General features: G+C 70.2%; 18 protein-coding genes and 1 pseudogene. 8 read left to right on the top strand and 11 right to left on the bottom strand.

The window, feature by feature from the left end:
* Positions 1 to 58 precede the first annotated feature (58 nt).
* Together ACQY0Z_RS26805 and ACQY0Z_RS26800 are read right to left on the bottom strand one after the other, a co-directional pair.
* On the bottom strand, positions 59 to 1,618 hold the full coding sequence (locus tag ACQY0Z_RS26805; protein WP_439812949.1) for a GMC family oxidoreductase: 1,560 nt from the start codon (positions 1,616 to 1,618) through the stop codon (positions 59 to 61).
* Positions 1,619 to 1,674: 56 nt separating this feature from the next.
* Positions 1,675 to 3,156 carry an aldehyde dehydrogenase family protein gene (locus ACQY0Z_RS26800; protein ID WP_381726417.1) on the bottom strand — a complete coding sequence of 494 codons (1,482 nt, stop codon included), beginning with the start codon at positions 3,154 to 3,156 and terminating at the stop codon, positions 1,675 to 1,677.
* Between the two features lie 547 nt (positions 3,157 to 3,703).
* Here ACQY0Z_RS26800 and ACQY0Z_RS26795 point away from each other — a divergent pair.
* On the top strand, positions 3,704 to 4,618 hold the full coding sequence (locus ACQY0Z_RS26795; RefSeq protein ID WP_347226406.1) for a YceI family protein: 915 nt from the start codon (positions 3,704 to 3,706) through the stop codon (positions 4,616 to 4,618).
* 33 nt (positions 4,619 to 4,651) lie between these two features.
* Here ACQY0Z_RS26795 and ACQY0Z_RS26790 read toward each other — a convergent pair whose 3' ends face one another.
* On the bottom strand, positions 4,652 to 5,092 hold the full coding sequence (locus ACQY0Z_RS26790; protein WP_439812948.1) for a hypothetical protein: 441 nt from the start codon (positions 5,090 to 5,092) through the stop codon (positions 4,652 to 4,654).
* Positions 5,093 to 5,293: 201 nt separating this feature from the next.
* Here ACQY0Z_RS26790 and ACQY0Z_RS26785 point away from each other — a divergent pair.
* Positions 5,294 to 5,632: pseudogene (locus tag ACQY0Z_RS26785) on the top strand (class I SAM-dependent methyltransferase); the annotation flags it as partial.
* A gap of 80 nt (positions 5,633 to 5,712) precedes the next feature.
* Positions 5,713 to 5,985 carry a hypothetical protein gene (locus ACQY0Z_RS26780; RefSeq protein ID WP_439813410.1) on the top strand — a complete coding sequence of 91 codons (273 nt, stop codon included), beginning with the start codon at positions 5,713 to 5,715 and terminating at the stop codon, positions 5,983 to 5,985.
* A 227-nt stretch (positions 5,986 to 6,212) separates the two neighbouring features.
* Here the strand turns inward: ACQY0Z_RS26780 and ACQY0Z_RS26775 are convergent, their stop codons facing one another.
* Complete coding sequence (locus ACQY0Z_RS26775; protein WP_439812947.1) at positions 6,213 to 6,458, bottom strand: hypothetical protein; 246 nt, start codon at positions 6,456 to 6,458, stop codon at positions 6,213 to 6,215.
* 50 nt (positions 6,459 to 6,508) lie between these two features.
* Between ACQY0Z_RS26775 and ACQY0Z_RS26770 the strand changes: the two genes are divergently transcribed.
* Positions 6,509 to 6,808, top strand: coding sequence for a hypothetical protein (locus ACQY0Z_RS26770; protein WP_439812946.1), 300 nt, complete (start codon positions 6,509 to 6,511; stop codon positions 6,806 to 6,808).
* A gap of 344 nt (positions 6,809 to 7,152) precedes the next feature.
* Here ACQY0Z_RS26770 and ACQY0Z_RS26765 read toward each other — a convergent pair whose 3' ends face one another.
* The 6 genes from ACQY0Z_RS26765 to ACQY0Z_RS26740 form a co-directional block, all read right to left on the bottom strand.
* Positions 7,153 to 8,328 (bottom strand): hypothetical protein, encoded by a 1,176-nt coding sequence (locus tag ACQY0Z_RS26765; protein ID WP_439812945.1) that lies wholly within the window; start codon positions 8,326 to 8,328, stop codon positions 7,153 to 7,155.
* 26 nt (positions 8,329 to 8,354) lie between these two features.
* On the bottom strand, positions 8,355 to 9,299 hold the full coding sequence (locus ACQY0Z_RS26760) for a hypothetical protein (RefSeq protein ID WP_347226402.1): 945 nt from the start codon (positions 9,297 to 9,299) through the stop codon (positions 8,355 to 8,357).
* Positions 9,300 to 10,221: 922 nt separating this feature from the next.
* A complete protein-coding gene (locus tag ACQY0Z_RS26755) occupies positions 10,222 to 10,521 on the bottom strand; it encodes an RNase A-like domain-containing protein (RefSeq protein ID WP_189903546.1) in 300 nt (99 codons plus the stop codon).
* Positions 10,522 to 10,534: 13 nt separating this feature from the next.
* The gene (locus ACQY0Z_RS26750; RefSeq protein WP_439812944.1) at positions 10,535 to 11,080 is read right to left on the bottom strand and encodes a hypothetical protein; all 546 of its coding nucleotides are present in this window, start codon (positions 11,078 to 11,080) and stop codon (positions 10,535 to 10,537) included.
* A gap of 27 nt (positions 11,081 to 11,107) precedes the next feature.
* Positions 11,108 to 11,530 carry an RNase A-like domain-containing protein gene (locus tag ACQY0Z_RS26745; protein ID WP_439812943.1) on the bottom strand — a complete coding sequence of 141 codons (423 nt, stop codon included), beginning with the start codon at positions 11,528 to 11,530 and terminating at the stop codon, positions 11,108 to 11,110.
* Positions 11,413 to 12,060, bottom strand: coding sequence for a hypothetical protein (locus tag ACQY0Z_RS26740; RefSeq protein ID WP_439813409.1), 648 nt, complete (start codon positions 12,058 to 12,060; stop codon positions 11,413 to 11,415). The genes ACQY0Z_RS26745 and ACQY0Z_RS26740 overlap by 118 nt, the downstream gene beginning before the upstream one ends.
* A gap of 778 nt (positions 12,061 to 12,838) precedes the next feature.
* Between ACQY0Z_RS26740 and ACQY0Z_RS26735 the strand changes: the two genes are divergently transcribed.
* Together ACQY0Z_RS26735 and ACQY0Z_RS26730 are read left to right on the top strand one after the other, a co-directional pair.
* Positions 12,839 to 15,709, top strand: coding sequence for an ABC transporter substrate-binding protein (locus tag ACQY0Z_RS26735; RefSeq protein ID WP_439813386.1), 2,871 nt, complete (start codon positions 12,839 to 12,841; stop codon positions 15,707 to 15,709).
* Between the two features lie 103 nt (positions 15,710 to 15,812).
* The gene (locus ACQY0Z_RS26730) at positions 15,813 to 16,655 is read left to right on the top strand and encodes a M23 family metallopeptidase (protein WP_439812942.1); all 843 of its coding nucleotides are present in this window, start codon (positions 15,813 to 15,815) and stop codon (positions 16,653 to 16,655) included.
* Positions 16,656 to 16,697: 42 nt separating this feature from the next.
* Here ACQY0Z_RS26730 and ACQY0Z_RS26725 read toward each other — a convergent pair whose 3' ends face one another.
* The gene (locus ACQY0Z_RS26725) at positions 16,698 to 16,991 is read right to left on the bottom strand and encodes a hypothetical protein (RefSeq protein WP_189903552.1); all 294 of its coding nucleotides are present in this window, start codon (positions 16,989 to 16,991) and stop codon (positions 16,698 to 16,700) included.
* 274 nt (positions 16,992 to 17,265) lie between these two features.
* Between ACQY0Z_RS26725 and ACQY0Z_RS26720 the strand changes: the two genes are divergently transcribed.
* Together ACQY0Z_RS26720 and ACQY0Z_RS26715 are read left to right on the top strand one after the other, a co-directional pair.
* Positions 17,266 to 18,345: a hypothetical protein gene (locus tag ACQY0Z_RS26720; protein ID WP_381730209.1), complete on the top strand. Its 1,080-nt coding sequence runs from the start codon at positions 17,266 to 17,268 to the stop codon at positions 18,343 to 18,345.
* A 251-nt stretch (positions 18,346 to 18,596) separates the two neighbouring features.
* A complete protein-coding gene (locus tag ACQY0Z_RS26715; protein ID WP_439812941.1) occupies positions 18,597 to 21,380 on the top strand; it encodes a glycosyl hydrolase in 2,784 nt (927 codons plus the stop codon).
* Positions 21,381 to 21,469: the final 89 nt, after the last annotated feature.

Genomic DNA, 21,469 nt, shown 5'->3' with positions numbered 1-21,469 from the left:
GGCACACGTGCCGCGGGCGTGGTCCCTCGTCACGGCGGACCGCGGAACGGTCACCGCGTCACCGCCCGGCCGGACCGGGACGCCTGAGGATGAGGTCGGCCGCGCGCTCGGCGGCGAGCAGCACCGTCACCATGGGGTTGATGGTGGGCATCGTCGGGAACACCGACGCGTCGACGACACGTACGCCCTCGGCGCCGCGCAGCCGCATCTCCGGGTCGCACACGGCCATCGGGGCGTCGGCGGCGCCCATCCGGCAGGTGCCCGCCGGGTGGTAGACGGTGTGGGCGACGCGGCGGCCGTACTCCGACAGGTCGGCGTCCGACGTGACGTTCGGGCCGGGCGCCACCTCGCGGACCAGCCAGTCCTTCAGCGGATCGGTCGCGGCGACCTCGCGGGCCACCTTGAGCCCCTCGACGACGGTGCGTTCGTCGTGGCCCTCGGGGTCGGTGAAGTAGCGGAAGTCCAGGGCGGGTTTCTCGGAGGGATCGGAACTGCGCAGCCACATACGGCCGACGGAGCGGGCGCGGGGCACGTTCGGCGTCATGCACACCCCGTGCTCGGGGACCGGGTAGCCCAGCCGTTCGGTGTTGACGGTGAACGGCACCTGGTAGAAGTGGAACATCAGGTCGGGCCGCGGCTGGTTCTTGTCCATGCGCAGGAACAGACCGGCGTCGGAGTCCATCGCGGAGTTGGGCGGCAGCGGGCCGCGGGTCTCCCAGACGATCACCGACTCGGGGTGGTCCAGCAGGTTCTCACCCACGCCGGGCAGGTCGATGTGCACGTCGATGCCGAGGCGCCGCAGGTCGTCGGCCGGTCCGATGCCGGACAGCATCAGCAGCCGCGGGGTGTCGATCGCCCCGGCGCACAGCAGCAGTTCACGACTCGCGCGTACGGTGGCGGGCTCGCCGTCGGCGCCGCGCACCGCGACCCGGGTGAGCCGGCCCTTCTCGTCGGTGAGCAGCCGGTGCGCCCAGGTCTCCAGCATGAGCGTGAGGTTGGGGCGGTCGAGGACCGGGTGCAGGTACGCCACGGAGGCGGAGGAGCGCTTGTTGCCCTCCGGCTCGTAGGCGAGGGAGAAGAAGCCGGTGCCGTCGGCGAAGGGCTCGGCGTTGAAGTCGTCGACGACGGGGACGCCGGTGGCGCGGGCGGCGGCGGTGACGAAGTCCTTGGCGATCGGGTTACGGTCGGCCTCCGCCACCGGGACGATGTTGGTCTGCAGCCGGTCGCGGTACGGGAGGATCGTGCCCGGGTCCCAGCCGGCGCAGCCGGCGGCCACCCAGTCGTCGAGGTCCTGCGGCAGCGGCAGGAAGCTGATGAGGGTGTTGTGGGAGGAGCAGCCGCCGAGGACGCGGGCCCGCGAGTGCAGGATGTGGGAGTTGCCGCGCGGCTGTTCGACGGTGGTGTAGCCGTAGTCGAACTCGGAGCCGAGCAGGTTGATCCAGTTGCGCAGGCGCAGGATGCGGTCGTCACCGACGTCGCTGGGTCCGCCCTCGATGACGCAGACGCGGCTGTCGGGGTCCTCACTGAGGCGGGCGGCGAGCACACAGCCGGCGGTGCCGCCGCCGACGATGACGTAGTCGTAGTCCGACTCCGCGCCGTGAGGGGTGGTGGAGGCCATGGGCTGCCTTTCTTCGGAACCGTGGTGGGGCCGGCGTCCGGCGTGAGGGGGGCGGCTCAGTTGCCGCCGCGGTCGCCCTTGAACCAGCCGGAGGGTCCCGGGTCGAGGTTCTGGTAGATGTGCTTGGCCTCCTGGTACTCGCGCAGGCCCGTGGGCCCGAGCTCGCGCCCGACGCCGGAGCGTCCGAAGCCGCCCCATTCGGCCTGCGGCACATAGGGGTGGAAGTCGTTGATCCAGACGGTGCCGTGCCGCAGCCGCTGCGCGACGCGCTGGGCGCGGCTGGCCTCGCTGGTCCAGACGCCGCCGGCCAGTCCGTAACGGGTGTCGTTGGCGAGTTCCACGGCCTCGTCCTCGGTGCGGAACCGTTCGACGGTGACGACCGGCCCGAACACCTCCTCCTGCACGATGCGCATGGAACGGTCGCAGTCGGCGAAGATCGTCGGCAGCAGGAAGTAGCCGCGGCTCAGGGCGGGGTCGTCGGGGCGGGTGCCGCCGGTGACGAGCCGGGCTCCCTCCTCCTTGCCGAGGGCGATGTAGCTCTCGACCTTCTCCCGGTGCTGGGCGGAGCTGAGCGGACCGCTCTCGGTGCCCTCCTCAAGACCGTTGCCGAGGCGGATCTGCCGGGCGCGCTCGGCGAAGGCCTCGACGAACCGGTCGTGGAGGGACTCCTCCACGAGCAGGCGTGACCCGGCGGAGCAGACCTGGCCGGCGTGCAGGAAGGCCGCGTCGAGCGCGTAGTCGACGGCGGCGTCGAAGTCGGCGTCCGCGAAGACGATGTTGGGGTTCTTGCCGCCGAGTTCCAGGGCGATGTTCTTCGGCCCCTCGGCCGCGGCGGCCATGATGGCGCGCCCGGTGGCCAGGCCGCCGGTGAAGGACACCAGGTCGACCTCGGGGTGGGAGGTCATGGCGGCGCCGACGGTCGCGCCGGAGCCGAGGACGAGGTTGGCGACGCCCCGCGGGGCGCCGGCCTCCTCGATCAGCCGGAACAGGGCGATGGTGGTGAGCGGGGTGATCTCGCTGGGCTTGAGGACGATGGTGTTGCCGGCCGCCAGCGCGGGCGCGACCTTCCACGAGGCCTGCAGCAGCGGGTAGTTCCACGGCGCGATGAGCGCACAGACTCCGACCGGCTGGTAGACGACGCGGCTGAGCACGTCGGGCCCTACGTCGACGACGCGTCCGCCGTCCTTGCCGGCCAGTTCGGCGTAGTAGCGGAAGGCGTTGGCGACGTCCTCGACGTCGAAGCGGCCCTCGGCAAGCGTCTTTCCGGTGTCGAGGGTCTCGGTGCGGGCGATCTGGTCGATGTCCCGCAGCAGCAGGTCGTGCACCCGCATCAGCAGGTCGGCACGGTGCCGGGTGGGCGCGTTGGCCCACTCCTCCTCGGCGAAGGCACGACGGGCGGCCCGCACGGCCTTGTCCACGTCGGAGGCGTCGGCCTCGTCGACGGTGGTGATGACGGAGGCGTCGAACGGATTGATCACCTCACGCCGCCCTCCGCCGGCGGCGGTCGTCCAGTTCCCGTCGATGTACAGCTCACCCATGGCGGGCGCCTCCTTAGCATCCGACCGGTGCCGGCTCGGGCCGCCGGCCGGCAGCACGGCCCATCGTGCGGTCGACGGCCACGGCTCGCACGGCCACCGCCGCGTCCGGGTGGTCAGGGTGACTCGGCCGGGCTAGCGCCGGGCCGGGACGGGCCGTCCCTGAGGGCGGAGGAGGCCGGTGCACGGGCCGGTGTGAAGGGGCGGCCAGCGCGCCGTGTGGGTCGCGTGACGGGACCGCGGGCCACGTGTGAAGACTTCACGCGGCCACGTGGCGTTCACCACAGCACCGCAGCAAAGCAAGACGTTCGCGGAAGCGCCACACCCCGTCGACGGCCGGAATGACGGGGATTCAGTCCGACGGCGGCACGTGGACGAGCCGCGTCACGCGCCACCTCGATGACAGACCGCCCAGTCCGACCTGTCTATGATCGTTCAATAGTTGACTTCATCGCGCTTGCAACTGTGACCTGCCGCTGTCCGGCGACCGTGAACGCATCCGTCGGTGCACGTCCCGTCGCGGTGCCACGCAGGAGGAAAGGTGAATCGTATGGCCCTCGGACTGCTCCGGCGTCGACGTTCGGGGAGCGGCCGCAAGACCGCACCGGGTGCGGCACTGCCCCTGCCGGCCGGCGCCGGCGCGTACAGTTGCGAGGTCGTCGATCCCATGGGACAGCCCTTGGGCGGTGCCGAGGTCACGGTGACCGCCTCGGACAGCCACCGGGTCGCCGCCCGCGGCACCACCGATCCGTACGGCCTGTTCATGGCGGTGCTCCCGCCCGGCTCCTACAGCGTAATGGTCACGGGCGAGGGTCTCACGCCGGCCCGCAGCGACGTCGACATAGCCGCGGACACCGCCCTCCCCCCGGCACATGTCGCGCTGCTGCCCGCACGCCAGCTGGAACTGCCGTCACCCGGCACCTGGCTGTTCGACCCGCCGCACACCGCGATCCGCTTCATCGCCAAGCACGTCGGCATGGCCCACGTGCACGGACGCTTCACCCGCTTCACCGGCGGTATCCGCGTTGCCCCGGACATGCGTGACTCGCAGGTGTCGGTGCGCATCGACGCCGCCAGCATCACCACGGGCAACAGGACCCGTGACAACCACCTGCGTTCCGCCGACTTCCTCGACGTCGAGCGCTACCCGCACATCGATTTCGTCAGCACCCGGTTCGTCTACCGGGGCGGCTCCAAGTGGACGTTGCACGGCACGCTCACCATGCACGGCACCAGCCGCTCCGTGGGACTGGACACGACGTACCTCGGCATGGTGAACGGCGGTTACGAACAGGAGCTGCGCTGCGCGGCCCTGGCGAAGACGGAGCTGCACCGCGAGGACTTCACCCTCAACTGGCGCTCGATGCTGGCCCGCGGCATCGCCGTCGTCGGTCCGACCGTACAACTGGAGCTGGACGTCCAGGCGATGTACCGCACCTCGGAGACCCCCACGCCCCCGGAATAGACCGACGCGGCCGGCGACCGACGGCCTCCCGATTCACGCGTAGGGGTCGGGAATCACCTCGGTCGCCGACTCGAGGACCTTCTCCACTCGCAGGACCGTGCTGCGGACGGTCCCCGCCTCCGCGACGAGCACATCGGGCACATGGGACTCGTAGAAGCGGAGGTACCCGACGGTACCCACGGTCGTCGTACGCGCGCCGAGCCACATCACCATCCTGCGCAGGTCGTCGAACTCGTCGGGATGCGCCTCCTGCCGCACGGTCAGCGCCCACTGCGGCCCGTCGGAGCACAACTCCCCGACCAGCGCGTCCCCGATCCGCATCGCCGGCCCGCGGCCGCCCCACAGCGGGTACGCGTAACCGTCGTCCTGCCGCCCGCCCTCCTCCCCCAGCTGCCATCGAAGCAGAGCGAGGTCCTGCGGCGGGAGCGCGCCCGGAAGGTCGAGGGTGAGCTGGAGTTCGTAGATGTCGGCCATGATCAGAAGGCTACGAGCCCCGGCGCCGGTGTCATCCCAGCCCCCCGCTGCGGCACGCTCCACTTCGCGGCTGCCGACGCGACCGAAACACGTGGGTTCGACATGCGTTTCGGCACGTTGAACCCGGTGCGTGGTCATCGCGACATCACCAACCCCGCGTGAACCTTCTCCTGTTGGGGCGCTCTCGGGACAGGAGCAGCCGTGTCGCACATCGAACAGCAGACGCGTTCCGCGTGGGACGCCTACGGGCAGCACCACTTGAAGCGCGGTACGCCCTTGCCGGACGTGGACCGGATCACCTGGGGCCCCGGCCTGGACGGGCCGGGCGACGAGGTCCTCGGTGACCTGGAGGGTCTACGGGTCCTCGACCTGGGCTGCGGTACTGGGCCGCACGCCGCGCATCTGGCCCGCGCCTACGGCTCACGGGCCGACGGCGTCGACGCCTCTTCCAGCCAGATCGAACGGGCCCGCGCCCACCACCCCGACGTGCCGGGGCTGCGCCTGTTCCACGCGGACGCCGTCGATCAGCTGCGCCAGGCGGAGCCCTACGACGTGATCTACTCCGTCAGCCCGGTCCACTTCTTCGACCCGCACCGCCTTTCCCGGCCCTGGCCGGCTCGTTGGCTCCCGGCGGCCGTCTGTCCTTCACGGTGCTGCACGCCAACTCCGACGGTCGCGGCTCCAGTTCGACACCTACGTCACGCCCGGAGCTCCTGCACCCGGCGGGCGGCGGCACCCTCACGCTGCACATGTGGGTCCTCACCCCGGACCTGTGGGAGTCCCTGCTCACCCGACACGGCCTGGAGGTGCGCGGGGTCATCGCCCTGGACGCACCGGAGGGGAGCAGCCGGGCGTCGTACCGACTTTTCGAGGCCCGGCGGCCGGACAATTGAGCGGCGCTGGTCCCCCGTGCTCAGCGGGCCGCCTGAGGTTCCGGGGCCTGCACCCGCGTCCGCCGGGCCGTAGAGGCGGGCCGTGCTCAGGACGGGGCAGTCCGACCAGCCGGGGTGCGGTGTGGGACCAGGAAGGAGACCCGCGGCGCGAACGGCGCCGGAACCCGCTGGCGCCCGCAGACGAACCTCGGCGTCACGAGGAACCCCCGGACTTCATGTGACGCCCATCAGCCCAACTCCGAGCCGTTGCCCTGTTTCTCCCTCCCAAGCGGCAGATCTCCGGTGTCCCCGTGCAACCCCGCCGACACGGCCGCGAGCCGCAGCGCCAGGTCGCCCTCGTCACGGTCGAACTGCCCGGCCCGCAAGGTGAGCCGGCGCCGGACGGGGTCCTCGGCGGCTTCACACCATGCCGTGCGGTCGCCCTCCCGCAGGCGGGCGAGATCGGCGCGGCCCGCCGCGAGCACCGCTCCCACAGCGGGGGACCGTCCAGGCCCAGCCTGTCGTACGCGCACCCCTCCTCTGCGTGGAGCAGATCGAAGTCCGGCTCAGTGCGCAGCAGCGCGGCACGCAGGCTGACCACCAGCTCGAGCGGGGAGCTTTCCGGGAAGCCCAGCGCCGCACGGAGCTCGGCATGCTCCTCGTCGATTCCGTGGTGCTCACGGATCTCGTCCTCGGTCTCCGTGACGCGCGCCAGGATCTTCTCCACGCCGTCGTCCGGCGACAAGTGGGTGTAGCCGCGCCAGCCGGGCAGCCGATCACCAATTCCAGGGCCTCGTCGACACTGGAACCGATGATCCCAGCCGTGCCCTCCGAGTCGGCGTAGAGCACAGCACCGAGCCGTCCGCGCACACGAAGTACGTGCCGCCGGTATCGTCCCCGGCCATCACCTCCAGGGGTCGCCCGAGGTGAGGCGCACCTCCTCAACATGGCCGTGGACGGCCCGGTCGAGGTCGAAGTCGCAGGGTCAGGCGGCCAGTTCGGCCAGGCGGCCGTCCTGCCGCAGCCGCCGTAGCGCGTGGTCATTCATGTCACGGGAAGTAACACCGTCCACCGACTATGGACTCGCGGCCCCTCCTGCCGAGCGGTGCCTTCCCCTTCCCCTTCCACGCACGACCGGCGCACCCTCCCCTGTACAGGCCCCGCCCGTGCACCCGCCCCCGCCCTCTCTCAACGCCATTCCAAGAACACCGTGCCGTCGGTCAAGAGGTCCGCAGAGATGGGAACCGCCACGCCCTCCCCCGATGTCGACACCACCCGGAAGTCATCCAGTCCCAGCGGGCCCCCCGAACGGTCGTTGGGCAGGTGAACGGACACGATGAACCTCTCACCGTCCGCCGAGACCACCATCCCCTCGGCGACCCTGCCGTCGTCCTCACGTATCACGGCGACGGCGTTCCCCTCGGCACGACCGCTCCGAGTGTTCACCGTCCGGAACGAACCGGACTGAGTGCGGCACAGCACTCGTTCACCGTCGACCCAGCCGACGACGCCGAGACACCCGTTGAGCAGGGTGGCGGTGCGACCCGACGCCGCGTTGAGCGGTCCCGAGGAGGCCCGGGTACGGAAGACATGCCCGTAGATCTTGGGTGCGGTCGCCGTGAAACGACGACCGTCGGGCGCGAGACGGACCATGTCGGCCTGGACCGCGTGCGGCGGCTTCCCCGAGACTGTCAAAGGAAGGTCGTGCCCCGTCGCCGGGCCCTGGTCGGACAGGCGATGATCCCCCTCCGTGGACCGCGAGCCGATCCTGCGCTCGCCGTCAGCGGTGAAGTAGGTGAACCACACGCTCCGCCCGTCCGGGGCCATCACGGCGTTCTGCTCGTCATCGCTCTCCGCGTCGCTGAGGCGCACGAAGTCGTCGGCGTTGCCACCGCTTTCCACATAGCCGGCGTGTGTCGTCCTGCCGTCCGCGTCCCGGAGCACCACCGCCATGCGGGTGTACGCGAGGTCGAAGAGTGCACGGACCCGGGGAGTGACGTACTCCAAGTCGTCCACGGCGTAGGGAGACGGGCTGTCCGGAGTGACTCCGCAGAGCTCCACGAGAGGGCTGTGGACAGCCTGCACGCCCGGATAGTTGGTGAACGCGGCGTCCACCGGGATGAAGAAGTTCCGTGTGTCGAGCAGTTCCCACCGCTCGGGGTCCCAGGCCTGGACATCCACCCCGGCGTACCGCGCGCCCATGTTGCATGTGGCGGTGACGACCGTGTCCTCACGGGTGAACGGGCCGTCCGGAAGGGCATATCCCCGGTTGCCCCAGTAGGGCGCCGAGGGAACCGGCTCCGGCCTCTTCTCATCGTCGGACGCCGAAGAGCCGCAGCCTTGGACACACAGGACGGTCAGCACGGCGGCCAGCACCGCGACCCGGCCCGTCAGCGCAGACCGTAACAATCGTCCCCCTCGGGCATCTCGTCGCACGACGTCCAGGGCATCGCCCCGAAGACCCAGCTCTGCCGGGGGTTCTCCGGGACGGACTCCGTGCGGATGCGCAGCGGCTCGCCCTTGTCGTCCTGCAGCTGGACCCAACGCCCTTCCGGCCGGTAGGTGTCGTTGTAGTGGACCCGGATGCCCCACTCGCACACCTGCCCTCGCGGCGCGATGCCTTCCACCCGGAGTCCGCCCGAGGACTGGCCGTTGCCCACCTCGATGAAACGACTGCCGAAATAGGGCTCGCCCTGTCCCTGGGTATCGTCGGTCAGCACCGGTTCGTCGGCGCGGGACGGAAGATGGAGGCGGATGCCTTCATAGGCGGCCCCGCCCTGAGGCGGTTGGCCGACGACGGCCTGCGCGGTGCTCTTCCTGCACGTGAGGTCCGTGACCTCCCAGTCGTTGATGGCCACCGCGTACTGGCGCGTGCTCATCACAGTCATCTTGAAGGTGTCCGAAACCTCCATGGACCCATGGGCGGTTTGCTCCAGGTACCGCTGCGGAGCGTGCTCCAGGTACGGCGCGTAGGCGAGCGGACGGCCGCCCAGTGACTTGAGGTACGAGAAGACGTCCGAACTGGCTTTCATCTTGCGGACCTCTTCGTCGGTCAACGTCCGGTCGAGCACCATGACCCATTCGGAAGGCGCGCTCTGCTCGGGCTGCACGGACACCGTGAACGGCGGCTGGCCGGCGTCGTACGCCTTGTTGGAGTCGTTCTCCTTGCTGACGCTCGGCTCGATCATGAGGTACGCCAGCAGCGCCCCGCCCAGCATGCCCAGCACTGTGCTCACCGCCGCCACGGCCAACCACAGCCTCCGTTTGCGCCGGGAGGCTCCGGCAGGCACGCCGAGGGCTTCGGGGAGGACCGCCCGCAGACCGTCGTCGGCCACGGTGCCCGGTCCTGGTGACGCCGGGGGCGGAGGCGGCACATCCGGCGGTCGCGTCGGCGGGGGCGGTACGTGGGCGGGCGGTGAAGCCCCGTTCGAGGCTCCGCCCTGTCCCGCCGGCCCCGAGGTGGTGCCTCCGTCGCCGTCCCCGGCAGTATTCGGCCCGGGTTCCGGTGTCCCACCCGATGGCGCGGTCGCCGTCATGTCGTCCCCTCACGACGTGATGGATGATGTTCGCGCTCGGCGCCCGACGCCGAGCCGCAACCGCAACCGCTGGCCCCGCTGTCGCGCACCGTCCGTCCCTCACGACCCACCATAGGGTCAACACTCGTACCTGTCCGCAGAGTTGACAACCCGCTTGCCCACTACACGTCGGCGCCGCCCGCCATGTACAGCCCCCTGCCGTACAGGCGTACCTGCTGGTCACACGCCGATCGTCGCGGAGACGGCAGCCGGGGCACGCACCCCGCGGCCCGGCCGGCCGCGGGAAGGTCTGGGGGAACGCGCCATGAAAGACGCGCCGACGCACGCTGCCGGCATCGACGCCGACATCGACGTGGACGAGGCCGACGAGACCGCCGACCGCAAGGTCGTCGAAGAGGAACAGGCTCAGATCAAGGACTTCGTCAAAGGCCTGAGCGCGGACGACATCAAGTCGGGCAACTGGTTCACCAAGCTCGCCGCCCACGCGATGAACGCGTACACCGAGAAGGTCGACTGGCAGTACTTCCAGGACCGGTACGCGGGTGTGCCCGCGGACGTCATCGTGGACCAGCGGATCAAAATGGCGGCCCGCTACGCCGCGCTCGAAGGCGGGCTCTCCGCCGGCGCGTACACGGCGACTGTCGCCGCCACCATCGGAAGCCTCGGAGGCGCCTCGCCGGCAACCGTGCCGGCGGCCGTGGCGACCATGATGGCTGGTGGGTCACAGATGGATGGGGAACGTGGAGTGCACCACGAATCCATGCGGGCGGGACGCGTCGCGTTTCAGGACGACTCGCGCCGCGCGCACGTCGACGGGCTCCCGGCCCGCCAGCATCATCGCGTGAAGGAGTACCTGCCCCACGGGATCGGGCCGGGAAGGCCATGAGGCCTCGATGGTCAGCCGTGCCCTTGTGGACTGGGCCAGCCAACGGTGGATGGCTTGTTCATTCGCGGTCACCACCCGCTGCGTGGCCCACTGAGCCGTTTCGCGGTCGGGGTAGCTCGCGCTTCGGGTACGCATTACGGTGTTCCCCTCACCTGGCGTCGAAGGACCAGAAGACACCGACCTCTTCCGGTGATACGACGACGAATCCGAAATCGCCGATGAAATCGGTCAGAGGATTCCAGCCGGTGATTCCCTCGGTGAGATCCGGCGACGGATTGTCACGCGCCTCGGAGACATTGCAGTAATAGGAGCTTTCATTCCCGTACCGGTCCAGCACGGTTCCGGCGTCGGCGACTGCCGCCCTGGTCTGTTCCTCCGTTCCGGCCGGCCCCCATTCATGTGTCATCTCCACGAGGAGACGAGTAGCCGTCCCAGCCGTCACCGGGTACAGCCGACTCATCAACTCCTCCTGCGACAGACGGACGAAGGGGTAACAGGGGCGGCCTGCGCTCCGTTCCTCCTTCTCCTTGTCCCAGTCCAGGGTGACCCATCCGCGGGGGTCGTCGGGCTCCCTGTTCATCACGGCCAGAGCGTCGCTCTGCCATCCCGCAGAAGTCCGGGGGCCAGTTGAGGCGAAGGCGTACACGTCATCCAGCAGACGCACGACAGCGTCCTCCCATGCGTCCCGGGTCATGGATGACACTCCTTTCCAGTGGATCGGTCACAGCGCCGGCATGGACGTGACGACGACGAACGGCGGATCAAGGTTGGGATCGTACTTCAGGCGTGTGTCGATCTTTTGCATCTCCAGTGATTTGACGTTCATTCCCCCTTCTTTGAAACCCGTCATGGGATCGGACGGGTCGTACGGCTGCTTCCTCACGCCGATACCCGTGACTTCTCCGTTGGGTCCCGGGCCGACGAGTTTCTTGTACATGTTGGCAGCGTCGGGTGGGCCGTCGAGCCATGCCTTGATTTCGGCGGCATGAGCGTCGATGTTGTATTGCGTGTACCGTTGCGCGCTTTTCAGATCGGTGAAGGTCGAAGCGCCGCCGATGCTCGGTCGTCCGTGCACCCAGCTTCCGGTGGGAGGGTCTCCTTGGTCGCGGAGGCGCTGGGCGAGTTGTTCCGGGGTCTTCCCCACGTGCTTGTCCAGGGTGTGCCCGTTCTCCAGCCATTCGCTGCTCGCCAGGTGGACGCGGTAGACGCCCTTCTTGGTGTCCTCCGGATCGGTCCAGGGGTGCTCGTCCTTGAAATCGTTGAGGGCTCTCGCGCCGAAGGCCTCCGCACGCGCCTCCTGGGCCTCGAATTTCGGGGCGCTCCGGTGTGCCTCGTCCAGGGGACCCAGAGTGCGTCGAGTTTCGGGACCAGCGCGTCGACGCGACGGTTGTACTCGGTGACGATCGCGTTCAGCTTGGCGGTGTCCATGTTCAGGACGATGCCTTGCCCCAGTTGGGACGCTCCCTTGGCAATGCTCTTACCCAGGCCCTTGACCAGCCCCTTGACGTCATCCATGCCGACGCCGTCCTTGAGGTTCACCTCGATCTTCGGGATCGCCTCGCGCACGGCTTCGAGGTAGAGGTCCCACACTTCGCCGTTGAGGTAGACGGCCGCCTCGGCGAACTCGTAGAGGAGGTCGCCGACTTTCCGAGCCATGTCAAACAGAACGGTCATCACGGGGTGGGTAGCGGTCTGCGAGGAGGAACTGTCGTGTTTCCACTCGTAGCTTTCGCGGTTCTTGCCCCACGCCGTCGTGCCCCACAGCGAACTGTCCGAGGTGGGCGGTATTTTTGACGCTGATCGTCACGGCGCCTTCGCCGGCTGTCACGGTGTCGTGCCCCCGGCGGTCGTGGTGACCGTCCCTGCACGACGTACGCGCTGGCCTACGACGACACACGGCTCGCGCTGGAGCGGTTCCTCGCGGATCCGGAGACGGGCATCTTCCCGGGGGCCGTACCTCCGGATCAGGACGCCGTTCCATCCGGCCGAGGACGGGTGGCAGTCGGCGCTGGAGTGGCAGCCGTCGTTCACGCCGTGGCGGTCTCAGGCTTCCCCATCGCGCCCCGGCCGAGCACCCGGTCCAGCCGGTACCTGCCGCGCAGGACCCTGCCCGCGGCGAACTGCTCCACTGTTCACTTCCCTCGATACTCCCCGTGGCGGTGCGGGGGAGCATCAGCCGCGGGACCTGCGGTACGCCGCAGACTACCGAACGGGCCGTCGGCGCTCCTCGGCGGTGGCGACCGTCCGGAACAACCGAACTCCGGTACACACAAGCGTGTTGGGCCACCGCCCCGCGTCCGCAGGAAATCCCCCTTTCTGCACCACCCGTTGTCACAGGCAAGCGTTATTCTCGCTGAGCGCTTGTGACACGTGTGTCGTACGACAACGGGGGGTGTCCATGCTCGGCCGGGACCAGATGTTCCCGCAGGACTGTCCGGGAGGCCACCAGGGCATGTCGACGGGGGCGGGGATCGACGTCCAGCGGCAATTGGAGTCGCTGATCCAGGACTTCCGCGCGGGCGACCCCCCGATGCCGGTGATCGTGCTGCACGCGGAGGACGCCGAGGACGACGACCGTGTGACGGAGCTGGTCGACGAACTGCGCGAAGGGCAACAGAGCCACGGGACGCGCCTGGCCGTCGCCCCCACCGAGCCGCCGCAGGACGACCCCCACCTGGACCCCACCGCCCAGGCCGTACGCCTCCTGCGCGACCTGGGCGACAGCCGGAAGTGGGGCGACCGTTCCGCCGCCTACCGCCCCTACTCCTTCCCCCGTCTCGGACTGGTCCGCGCCCTCCAGGACGCCACCGACGACCCGGAGATGGACGAGCACTGGCCGACCGCCCCGGCGGGCACCCCGGACGGCAACGCGCAGCGCGAGCAGGCCCAGACCCAGCTGCTCCGCATCCTCGCCCGGCAGCGCTGGCGTCCCCGCAGGACCGCGCCCCGCAACCGGCAGGCGCTGCTCAACGACGTGCAGCAGTTCCTGCCCGCCGGCGTCCTGGGCGCGCTCACCTCCCTGCTGACCCGCCCCGAGTGGTACGTCGCCGTCCTCGCCGGCATCGGTCTGATGATCCTTCTGGCCGCGCTGAACCATGTGCCCGGGCGCGCGCCCCTCTTCCTGTGGCTGCGCAGGGAGAGCCGCTGGTTCCTGACCACGACGTTCCTCCAGTCCGCGGCGCGCCGGCAGTCGACCAGCGTGCGGCTGCTGCGGCCCGTCCACTCCTGGCGCGCGATCGCCGCCCGCGCCTACGACGTCGCCGAGGCCATGCGGGAGGGCGGCGTCTTCCCCCTCCAGCTGTACGTGCTGGCGCTCTTCGAGGACCTGCGGGACAACCACCGCCGCGCCAGCTGGGACCTGCGCGGCCTGAAGCGGACGCGGCCCCCGGTGCTGATCCTGCGCCGGGTGAGCCGCGAGAACGGCGGCATCGAGCTGATCAAGGCCGTCAGCGACGTCCGCAGCCGGCGCAGCGAACTGGACCCCCTGCTGATCGTCGCCGGGGTGGCGGCGGAGGACGCCCCGCTGCTCGACCGGGGCACCGACACCGGCACACCCCCGAACGGCGCCAACTCCCCTTCCCAGCTGCTCTCCCGCCCTGCCCGCCTGCAGCAACGCCTGCGGCACTGGTACGACGAGTGGGCCGGGAACCTCCGCGCCGACCAGTCCCCGAGCCGCACCAACGCCCTGCCCTGGGTGCTGCGCATAGCGCTCCCGCGCGAGGAGCTGGTCCAGCTGCGACAGGCGGACTGGCGGTGCGTGCGGGCTCGGCACCGGCCGCCCGTGGCCCGGGTCGTGTGGTCGGCGTACAGCCTGGCGCTGGTCCTCGCACTGGCCGCCACCGTCGGCGTCGTACACGCCCGCGACCTGCACCGCACGTACTGCTCGGCGGGTCTGCTGACCGCCGACCGAGACACCGAGCTGCGCCCCGCGCCGGGCGGCGGCACGGAGTGCGTCGGCATATCGACGGGCGACGTACGGTTCGGCTCCCACCTCAAGGGCGGGTCCGACTCGGAGGGCGGGCGGCTGCACGAGCTGGAGAAGCTGGTGCACAACGAGAACGCCAAGGTGCTGCGCGAGAATCCCCGCGCCTACGTCACCGTGGTGTACGCGGGCCCGCTGAGCTCGGCCACGGTGGACCCGTCCCTGGTCAAGGGCGCGGAGGAGCTGGCCGGCGTGTATCTCGCCCAGCGTGTCGTGAACGAGAACTACCGCGTCAAGCTACGCGTGTTGCTCGCCAACGGCGGCGCGGACATGGGCCACCAGCGCTTCACCGCCGACGCGATCGCGCGGTACGCCGAGCACGATCCGACGGTCGTCGGTGTCGTCGGCTTCGGCCGCGACCTGCAGAGCAGCCCCGACGTGACGCGGCGGCTGCAGGCGGCGGGCCTGCCCATCGTGTCCGGCACCAACTCGGCGACGTATCTGCCGAAGGACTTCTCCAACTGGTTCAGCCTGGCGGCCCCGGACGAGCACCAGGCGGAGGCGCTCGGTCTGGTCACGCAGCAACTCCGCGGCAAGGGCGAGGCCCCGTACGCGCTCGTCCTGGCCCGCGACACCAAGGCGTCGCAGGACCGGTACACCAGCGAACAGGCCTACTACGGCGGAGAGATGCTGCGTAAGAAGGGCTTCCGTCTGCTGCCCTCGCGCACCTACCGCGTGGCGAACGGCAAGCCCGAACTCCGGCTGCACGCGGAGAGCATCTGCCGGGGTGACGACGTCCCGTCGGTCATCTACTTCGCCGGACGCGTCGAGGACATCGGCCCGCTGATGACGCAACTGGGCGTCGAACCGGGCTGCGCCAACCGGGAGATATCGATCCTCACCGGGGACGACCTGAGCAAGGCCAAGTTCTCCGGCACGGGCGGCCGGGACGGCGTGGCCCCGCGCATCACGCTGTACCACGCGGCGCTGGCGGAACTGCGGGAGGCGGCGTCCGGCACCGCCTTCTACCAGGACGCGGCCCAGCACCTCCCCTGGCTCGAGCCGGGCGAGGCGACCTACGACGCCCCCGGCTTCGCCAGCGGCCAGACGGCCCTCGCCCACGACGCGACCCGCGCGCTGTACTGGGCGGCGAGCCTCGGCGACGTACGCCAGAGCCGCGCGGCGACCTGGGTCAACCTCAGGGTCGTCAAGCTGGAGGGCATGGCCACCGGCACGATCGACTTCACCGACGCACCGCTGTACGGCGAACGCCACGGCCACAGCATCGTCCTCGCCCGCGTCCGCAGGACACCGGAGGGGCTGTCGAACGCGGAGGTGCTGTGCAGCAGGCCGGCGGGGGTGAGCAAGCCGTTGGATGTGAAGCAGTGTTCGATCAGGTAAGGCGGGCGGCCTGTCGTGAACGCTTCAATTACGGCATCCTGGTCGGCGCCCCTGTCCGCTGACATCGCCGTGCGACGCCGCCCGTCGCAGTTCGGAGACAGCCTTGCGCTCGATACGCATCGCCCTGGTCGGCCTCGTGGCTCTGGTGGGAAGTCTGCTCGTGGCGGCGCCCGCGCAGGCGGCGCCCGCGCAGGCGGCGCCCGCGCAGGCGGCGCCCGTGTTCAAGGCGCCCTTCGCCTGCGGCCAGAAGTGGACGTACAGCCACCACTCGGCCGAGGTCCGCCAGGCGCTCGACTTCGTCCGCAGCGACGGCGGCGCCACCAGCGGCGCGCCCGTCCTCGCCTCGGCGGCCGGGACCGCCACCCGCCATTACGAGGCCAACGGCGCCGGCAACTACATCGTGATCGACCACGGCAGCGGCTGGAAGACCTACTACTTCCACCTGAACGCCTTCTCCGTCGCCACCGGCGCCTACGTCGGCCAGGGACAGCAGATCGGCACGACGGGAAGCACCGGGAACAGCTCCGGCGCCCACATCCACTACGAACAGCTCCTCAACGGCGTCGGCCAGCGGATCACCATCAACGGAGCCGCCCTCGCCTACCCAGGCTCGTACGGCAGTTACCACCTGACCAGTGACAACGGCTGCGGCGGCGGCCGTTACTGGGTGGACACCTTCGCCGACGCCACGGGCTACGCCCAGCCGAACACCAACGACGCGCAGGGCGTCCTCAACGCGGGCACCAACTACGTGTACTGCAAGGTGTGGGGCCAGGAGATCCGCGGCGCGAACGGCACCTACAACCACTGGTGGCTGAAGACGGACCTCGACGTCACCTACGCGGGCAAGAACGGACGCGGGGCGTATGTGTCGGCGTACTACCTGTCGCGGTGGGGGAACGACGAGGCGCGGGACAACGGCGGGGCGGTCATTCCGAATTGCTGACGGCGCCCCGGCCGGGGGTGTCAGGCCCGCACGCACGCCTCTTCAGTCGGACTCCGGCCCGTCCATACCCGGGTCGATGTCGTCGGCGTTCGGCGCGTTGACCAACCGCTGGTGCAGGTAGCGGCCGCGGATCTGTTCCGTGGACAGCGCCCGCCAGCCCTCCGGCAGGTCCCGTCCCGCCCGCTCCAGCTCGGCCGCCCACGCTTCGACCAGCTCCGCGCGAGTCGTCGGTACCGGTGACACGGTCAGGCGGGGCTCGCCCGCCGACACGGCAGGCGCCCCGCCCTGCTGGGCACAGCCCGCGACGAACGCGCCGCCGATCACGAGTGCCGCCACGGCCACCCTCGTCGTCCGGCTGCGCGCCACCCTGCCTCCCCTCACCATTCACAGCGTCCCACGCCGCCTCCCGACGGAGCTCGCGAGCCCTCGCCGGGCCCCGCGAGGCGGGGGAACACATTTGCGACGTGCGATGACGGCGGGTCATACTCCCCCTCCCCCACGCCCTTTCTCACCGCCATCCCCGCCTCAGGAGGACCCCACCACCATGGGTGTATTCGTTCGTGCGCAACTCTTCATGACGGTCACAGCACGCCAGGGCGGTGCGTGACCCGTGGAGATCGCCCGCCTCATCGTTGTCGGACTGGTCGTGGCCATGTCCGTCGCCTACTACCGCCGTGTCGCGGGAGGACCCTCCTCACCCCGAAAGTCGGCCCGCAGGGCCGAGGCGCTGGGCTTTATGCCCCAGTCCGCCCAGAACACGCTGTACTCCGCGGCCGACCCCGAGTTGGAGCAGGCCGCCAGGGCAGCGGCGACCCGGGGAAGCTGGGAACCGGCGGCCCGCCTGCTGGCCCGCACCAGGGAGCAGCGCGACTGGGCGCGTCGCTCCTACTACGCCAACGTGCTCGGCACGCACCGGGCCGCGCAGCCCGACAGCTGGCTGGACGCCTGGGAGAAGTCGGCCGGCCCCGACGATCCGGACGCGGCGCTGGTCCGTGCCCGGGCGACGGTGTCCCTGGCCTGGCATCTGCGGGGCGGCGGCTGGGCGAAGGACACCAGCCGTGAGCAGGTCTCCGGGTTCATCGGCACGCTGACCCAGGCACCGCGGCTGAACGCTCACGCGCTGAAGGTGAACCCGGACGGCGACCCCTCCCCGTACATCAGCGAGATCTGGACCGCGCTCGGCCTGAACCACCCGCACGAGAGGATGCACCACATCTGGGAGGAGGTCACCGCACGGGACCCCCACCACTTCGGCGCGCACTCGGCGGCCCTCCAGTACTGGTGCGCGAAGTGGCACGGTTCGGAGAACCTGGCCGCGTCCTTCGCCCGGGAGGCCGCCGCCAAGGCGCCTGCCGGCAGTCTGCTCGCCGCGCTGCCGCTGATCGCGTGGTACGAGCACCGTGACCGCGCGGCGAAGGCGGACGACTTCCGCGAGCCGTACGTGTTCGACATGGTCGACGCCGCCCTCGCGGACGTGTCCGCCGCGCCGCCGGACCACCCGGACGTCCCTGCCGTACGTCATCTGCTGGCCTACTTCCTGACCCGGCAGAACCGGTGCGCCGAGGCGCTGCAGCAGTATCGGCTGGTCGACGGCTACGTGAACGCCCTCCCTTGGCGGTACTGGGACGATCCGGCCGCCGTGTACTGCCTGTGGCGGGACCGCGCGGTCGCGGGCGTGCGAGCGCTCTGAGTCGCCGACGTTCTCACAGGGGCTACGGCGGTGCGTCACGGAGTACCGACGCACCGCCGCAAGGACCGGGCTCCGAGTCCCCACAGAGCCGCCCCTCACGGGCCCAGAGCCGGTGTCGAGACCTGACGTCTTCCAAGTCCCTTACAGCCTCGCTGTGTTCAAACTATTGACACGTGAATTACACCGGCTTTACGTTCCGGCCATCTGAGAGCGCTCTCAGAGACTCCCCCAGTCACAACTTGAGGTGACTCATGCCATCCCCACGCACCAGACCGGCAACCGTTCTGCTGCTGGCGTCGGCCCTCGCCGTCGTCGGCCTGGGCCCGGCGGCCGCCCCCGCGGCGGCCGCCACCGTCCCCGTAGGCGCGGGCAGTTACTCCGACACCCGGCCGGCCGGAACCTCCGGCCCCACGACCAACACGGGCACGCCGGTCACGCCCAAGGTGACCTCCGCCGCCCGGAACCGTCCCGTGCCCACCAACGACTGGTGGTCCTCCCTCGCCTTCCAGCGGTACGGCGACAACCCGTACTCGACCCCCATGTACGGGCACCCCCTCACCTACCAGGCCACCGCCGGCGGCCTCGACGTCGGGTACCCGACGACCCCCGTGATCACCGGTGACGGACGCCAGTACGAGTTCGCCCACAAGCGCGACCTCACCATCGGACTGACCGGCCTCAACTCCCCCGACACCAAGGCCGACGACTGGTCCGACTGGACGGTCACCCCCTACTGGTCCGACGGAACCCGGACCCTGCGCACCACCATCGGACACGGCTCGCCGTTCGTATACGCCAAGGGCTCGGGCGGCAACGCACAGATCACCACCGCGGGCACGCCCTCCGTCTTCGCCGACCAGGGCAACGTCCTCGGCATCACCGTCGCCGGACACCACTACGCCCTCTTCGCCCCGACCGGCAGCGACTGGAACGTCTCCGGCTCCACCGTCACCGCGGGCCTCGGCGGCAAGGACTACTTCTCCGTCGCCGTGCTGCCGTCCGCCGACGCGCTGGCGACGTTCAAGAAGTACGCGTTCAGCTTCGTCACCGACTCCAAGGTGACCTGGAGTTACAGCGGCGGCACCGTCCGGGCCACGTACGCGCTCACCACCGAGGCGAAGGAGGGCAGCGAGCGGGGCACGCTCCAGGCCCTGTACCGCCACCAGTGGCTGCACACCACGGACGCGCTGACCTCGTACACGTACGTCTCGCCGCGCGGCACTATGAAGGTGCGCGAGTCGGCGTCGTTCACGACCACCCAGAAGTCGGCGGCGGTCCTGCCCGCGCTGCCCAAGTCGGACGGCGTGGACGCGGCCCGGCTGCGCGGCTACCTGAACGACGTGGTGAACGCCTCCGACCCCTTCTCCGGCGCGGCCGACACCTACTGGACCGGCAAGGCGCTCGGCCGCCTCGCCCAACTGGTGCCCGTGGCCGACCAGATCGGCGAGACCGGCACCCGCGACCGGATGCTGAACCTCATGAAGGGCAGGCTGCAGGACTGGTTCACGGCCGGTGGCGCGAACGAGTTCAGCTACGACCAGGCCTGGAAGACGCTGACCGGTTACCCGGCCTCCTACGGCAGTGACACCGAGCTCAACGACCACCACTTCCACTACGGTTACTACGTCTACGCGGCGGCGATCATCGCGCAGTACGACCCGTCGTGGGCCGCGGACTCGGCCTGGGGCGGCATGGTCAAGACGCTCGTGCGGGACACCGCGAACCCGAGCCGCACCGACTCCGCGTTTCCGTTCCTGCGCGGCTTCGACGTGTACGCCGGCCACAGCTGGGCCTCCGGCCACCAGGGCTTCGCCGCCGGCAACAACCAGGAGTCGTCCTCCGAGTCGACCAACCTCAGCGCGGCTCTCGTCCTGTGGGGCTCGGCGACCGGTGACACCTCGCTGCGCGACCTGGGCGCCTTCCTGCTGACCACGGAGTCGGAGTCGATCGCCCAGTACTGGTTCGACGCGGACGAGCAGGTCTTCCCGTCGTCCTTCGCCCACGACACGGCCGGCATGGTGTGGGGCAGCGGCGCCGCGTACTCCACGTGGTGGACGGCGAACCCCGAGGAGATCCACGGCATCAACGTGCTGCCGGTGACCGGTGGTTCGCTGCACCTGGGCGGTGAGAAGGCGGCGATCCGGCGCAACCTCGCCGAGATGGAACGGGAGAACGGCGGCCCGGCCGTCGAATGGCGCGACCTGCTCTGGGAGTTCGAGTCGTTCGCCGACCCGGCCTCCGCGAAGTCCAAGTGGGACGCGGGCAACGGCGGTTACACCCCGGAGGAGGGTGAGTCGAAGGCGCACACCTACCACTGGATCAACACGCTGGCCTCGGTCGGCGCCCCGGACGCCACGGTGACGGGCGACATCCCGACCTCGGCGGTGTTCACCAAGGGCACGACGCGGACGTACGTGGCCCACAACCACGGCTCCACGGCCCGCACGGTGACCTTCTCCGACGGCAAGGCGCTCTCCGTGCCCGCCCGTTCGACGGCCACGAGTTCGGGCACCGGCTCCACGGACCCGGACCCCGACCCCGAGCCCGAGCCGCCGACCGGCAACACCTTCCAGCTGCGCGCCGGCGGCGTCCTCACCACCGCGACCGGCGGCACGGCGGGCATCGACACCATTCCGTCGGCGGGCGGCGCCAACCACGACGGCACGCCGTACCAGCCTCTCGTCTACGAGGTGCGCGGCGTCAACGGCACCCTGACCTCGGGCGGCCAGACCTCCTTCCGCCTCCAGGTCGACGCGGGCACGACGGTCGGCCTGGGTCAGCAGGCACGGGTGAGCTACGACTTCACGGGCGACGGCACGTTCGACCGCACGGAGACGTACCACTACTTCGCGACCGACCCGGTGACGGGCTGGGAGGAGTACACCCAGGCCCGCGGCCTCAAGTCCGCGACAGGCAGCCTGAGCAACCTCAGGGGCGGCACGGTGCGGCTGGAGGTGTGGAGCGCGATCGGCAACGGGGCGTCGAAGCTGCAGACGGGGACGGACACGTCTGTGGTGGTGATTCCGTACAGCTGAGTGTGCCTGTGAGCTGCTGGTGGGGACCGGCCCTGAGGGTCGGTCCCCATCGCTTTCGACGCAGGGGGCCGGGGTCGGTCCCCATCGCT

Origin of the sequence: Streptomyces sp. P9-2 (assembly GCF_051903975.1) — a bacterium.
Classification (GTDB): Bacteria; Actinomycetota; Actinomycetes; order Streptomycetales; family Streptomycetaceae; genus Streptomyces; species Streptomyces cellulosae.
The sequence above is the reverse complement of the archived record's forward strand: the minus strand, read 5'-3'. Positions and strand labels throughout refer to the sequence as shown.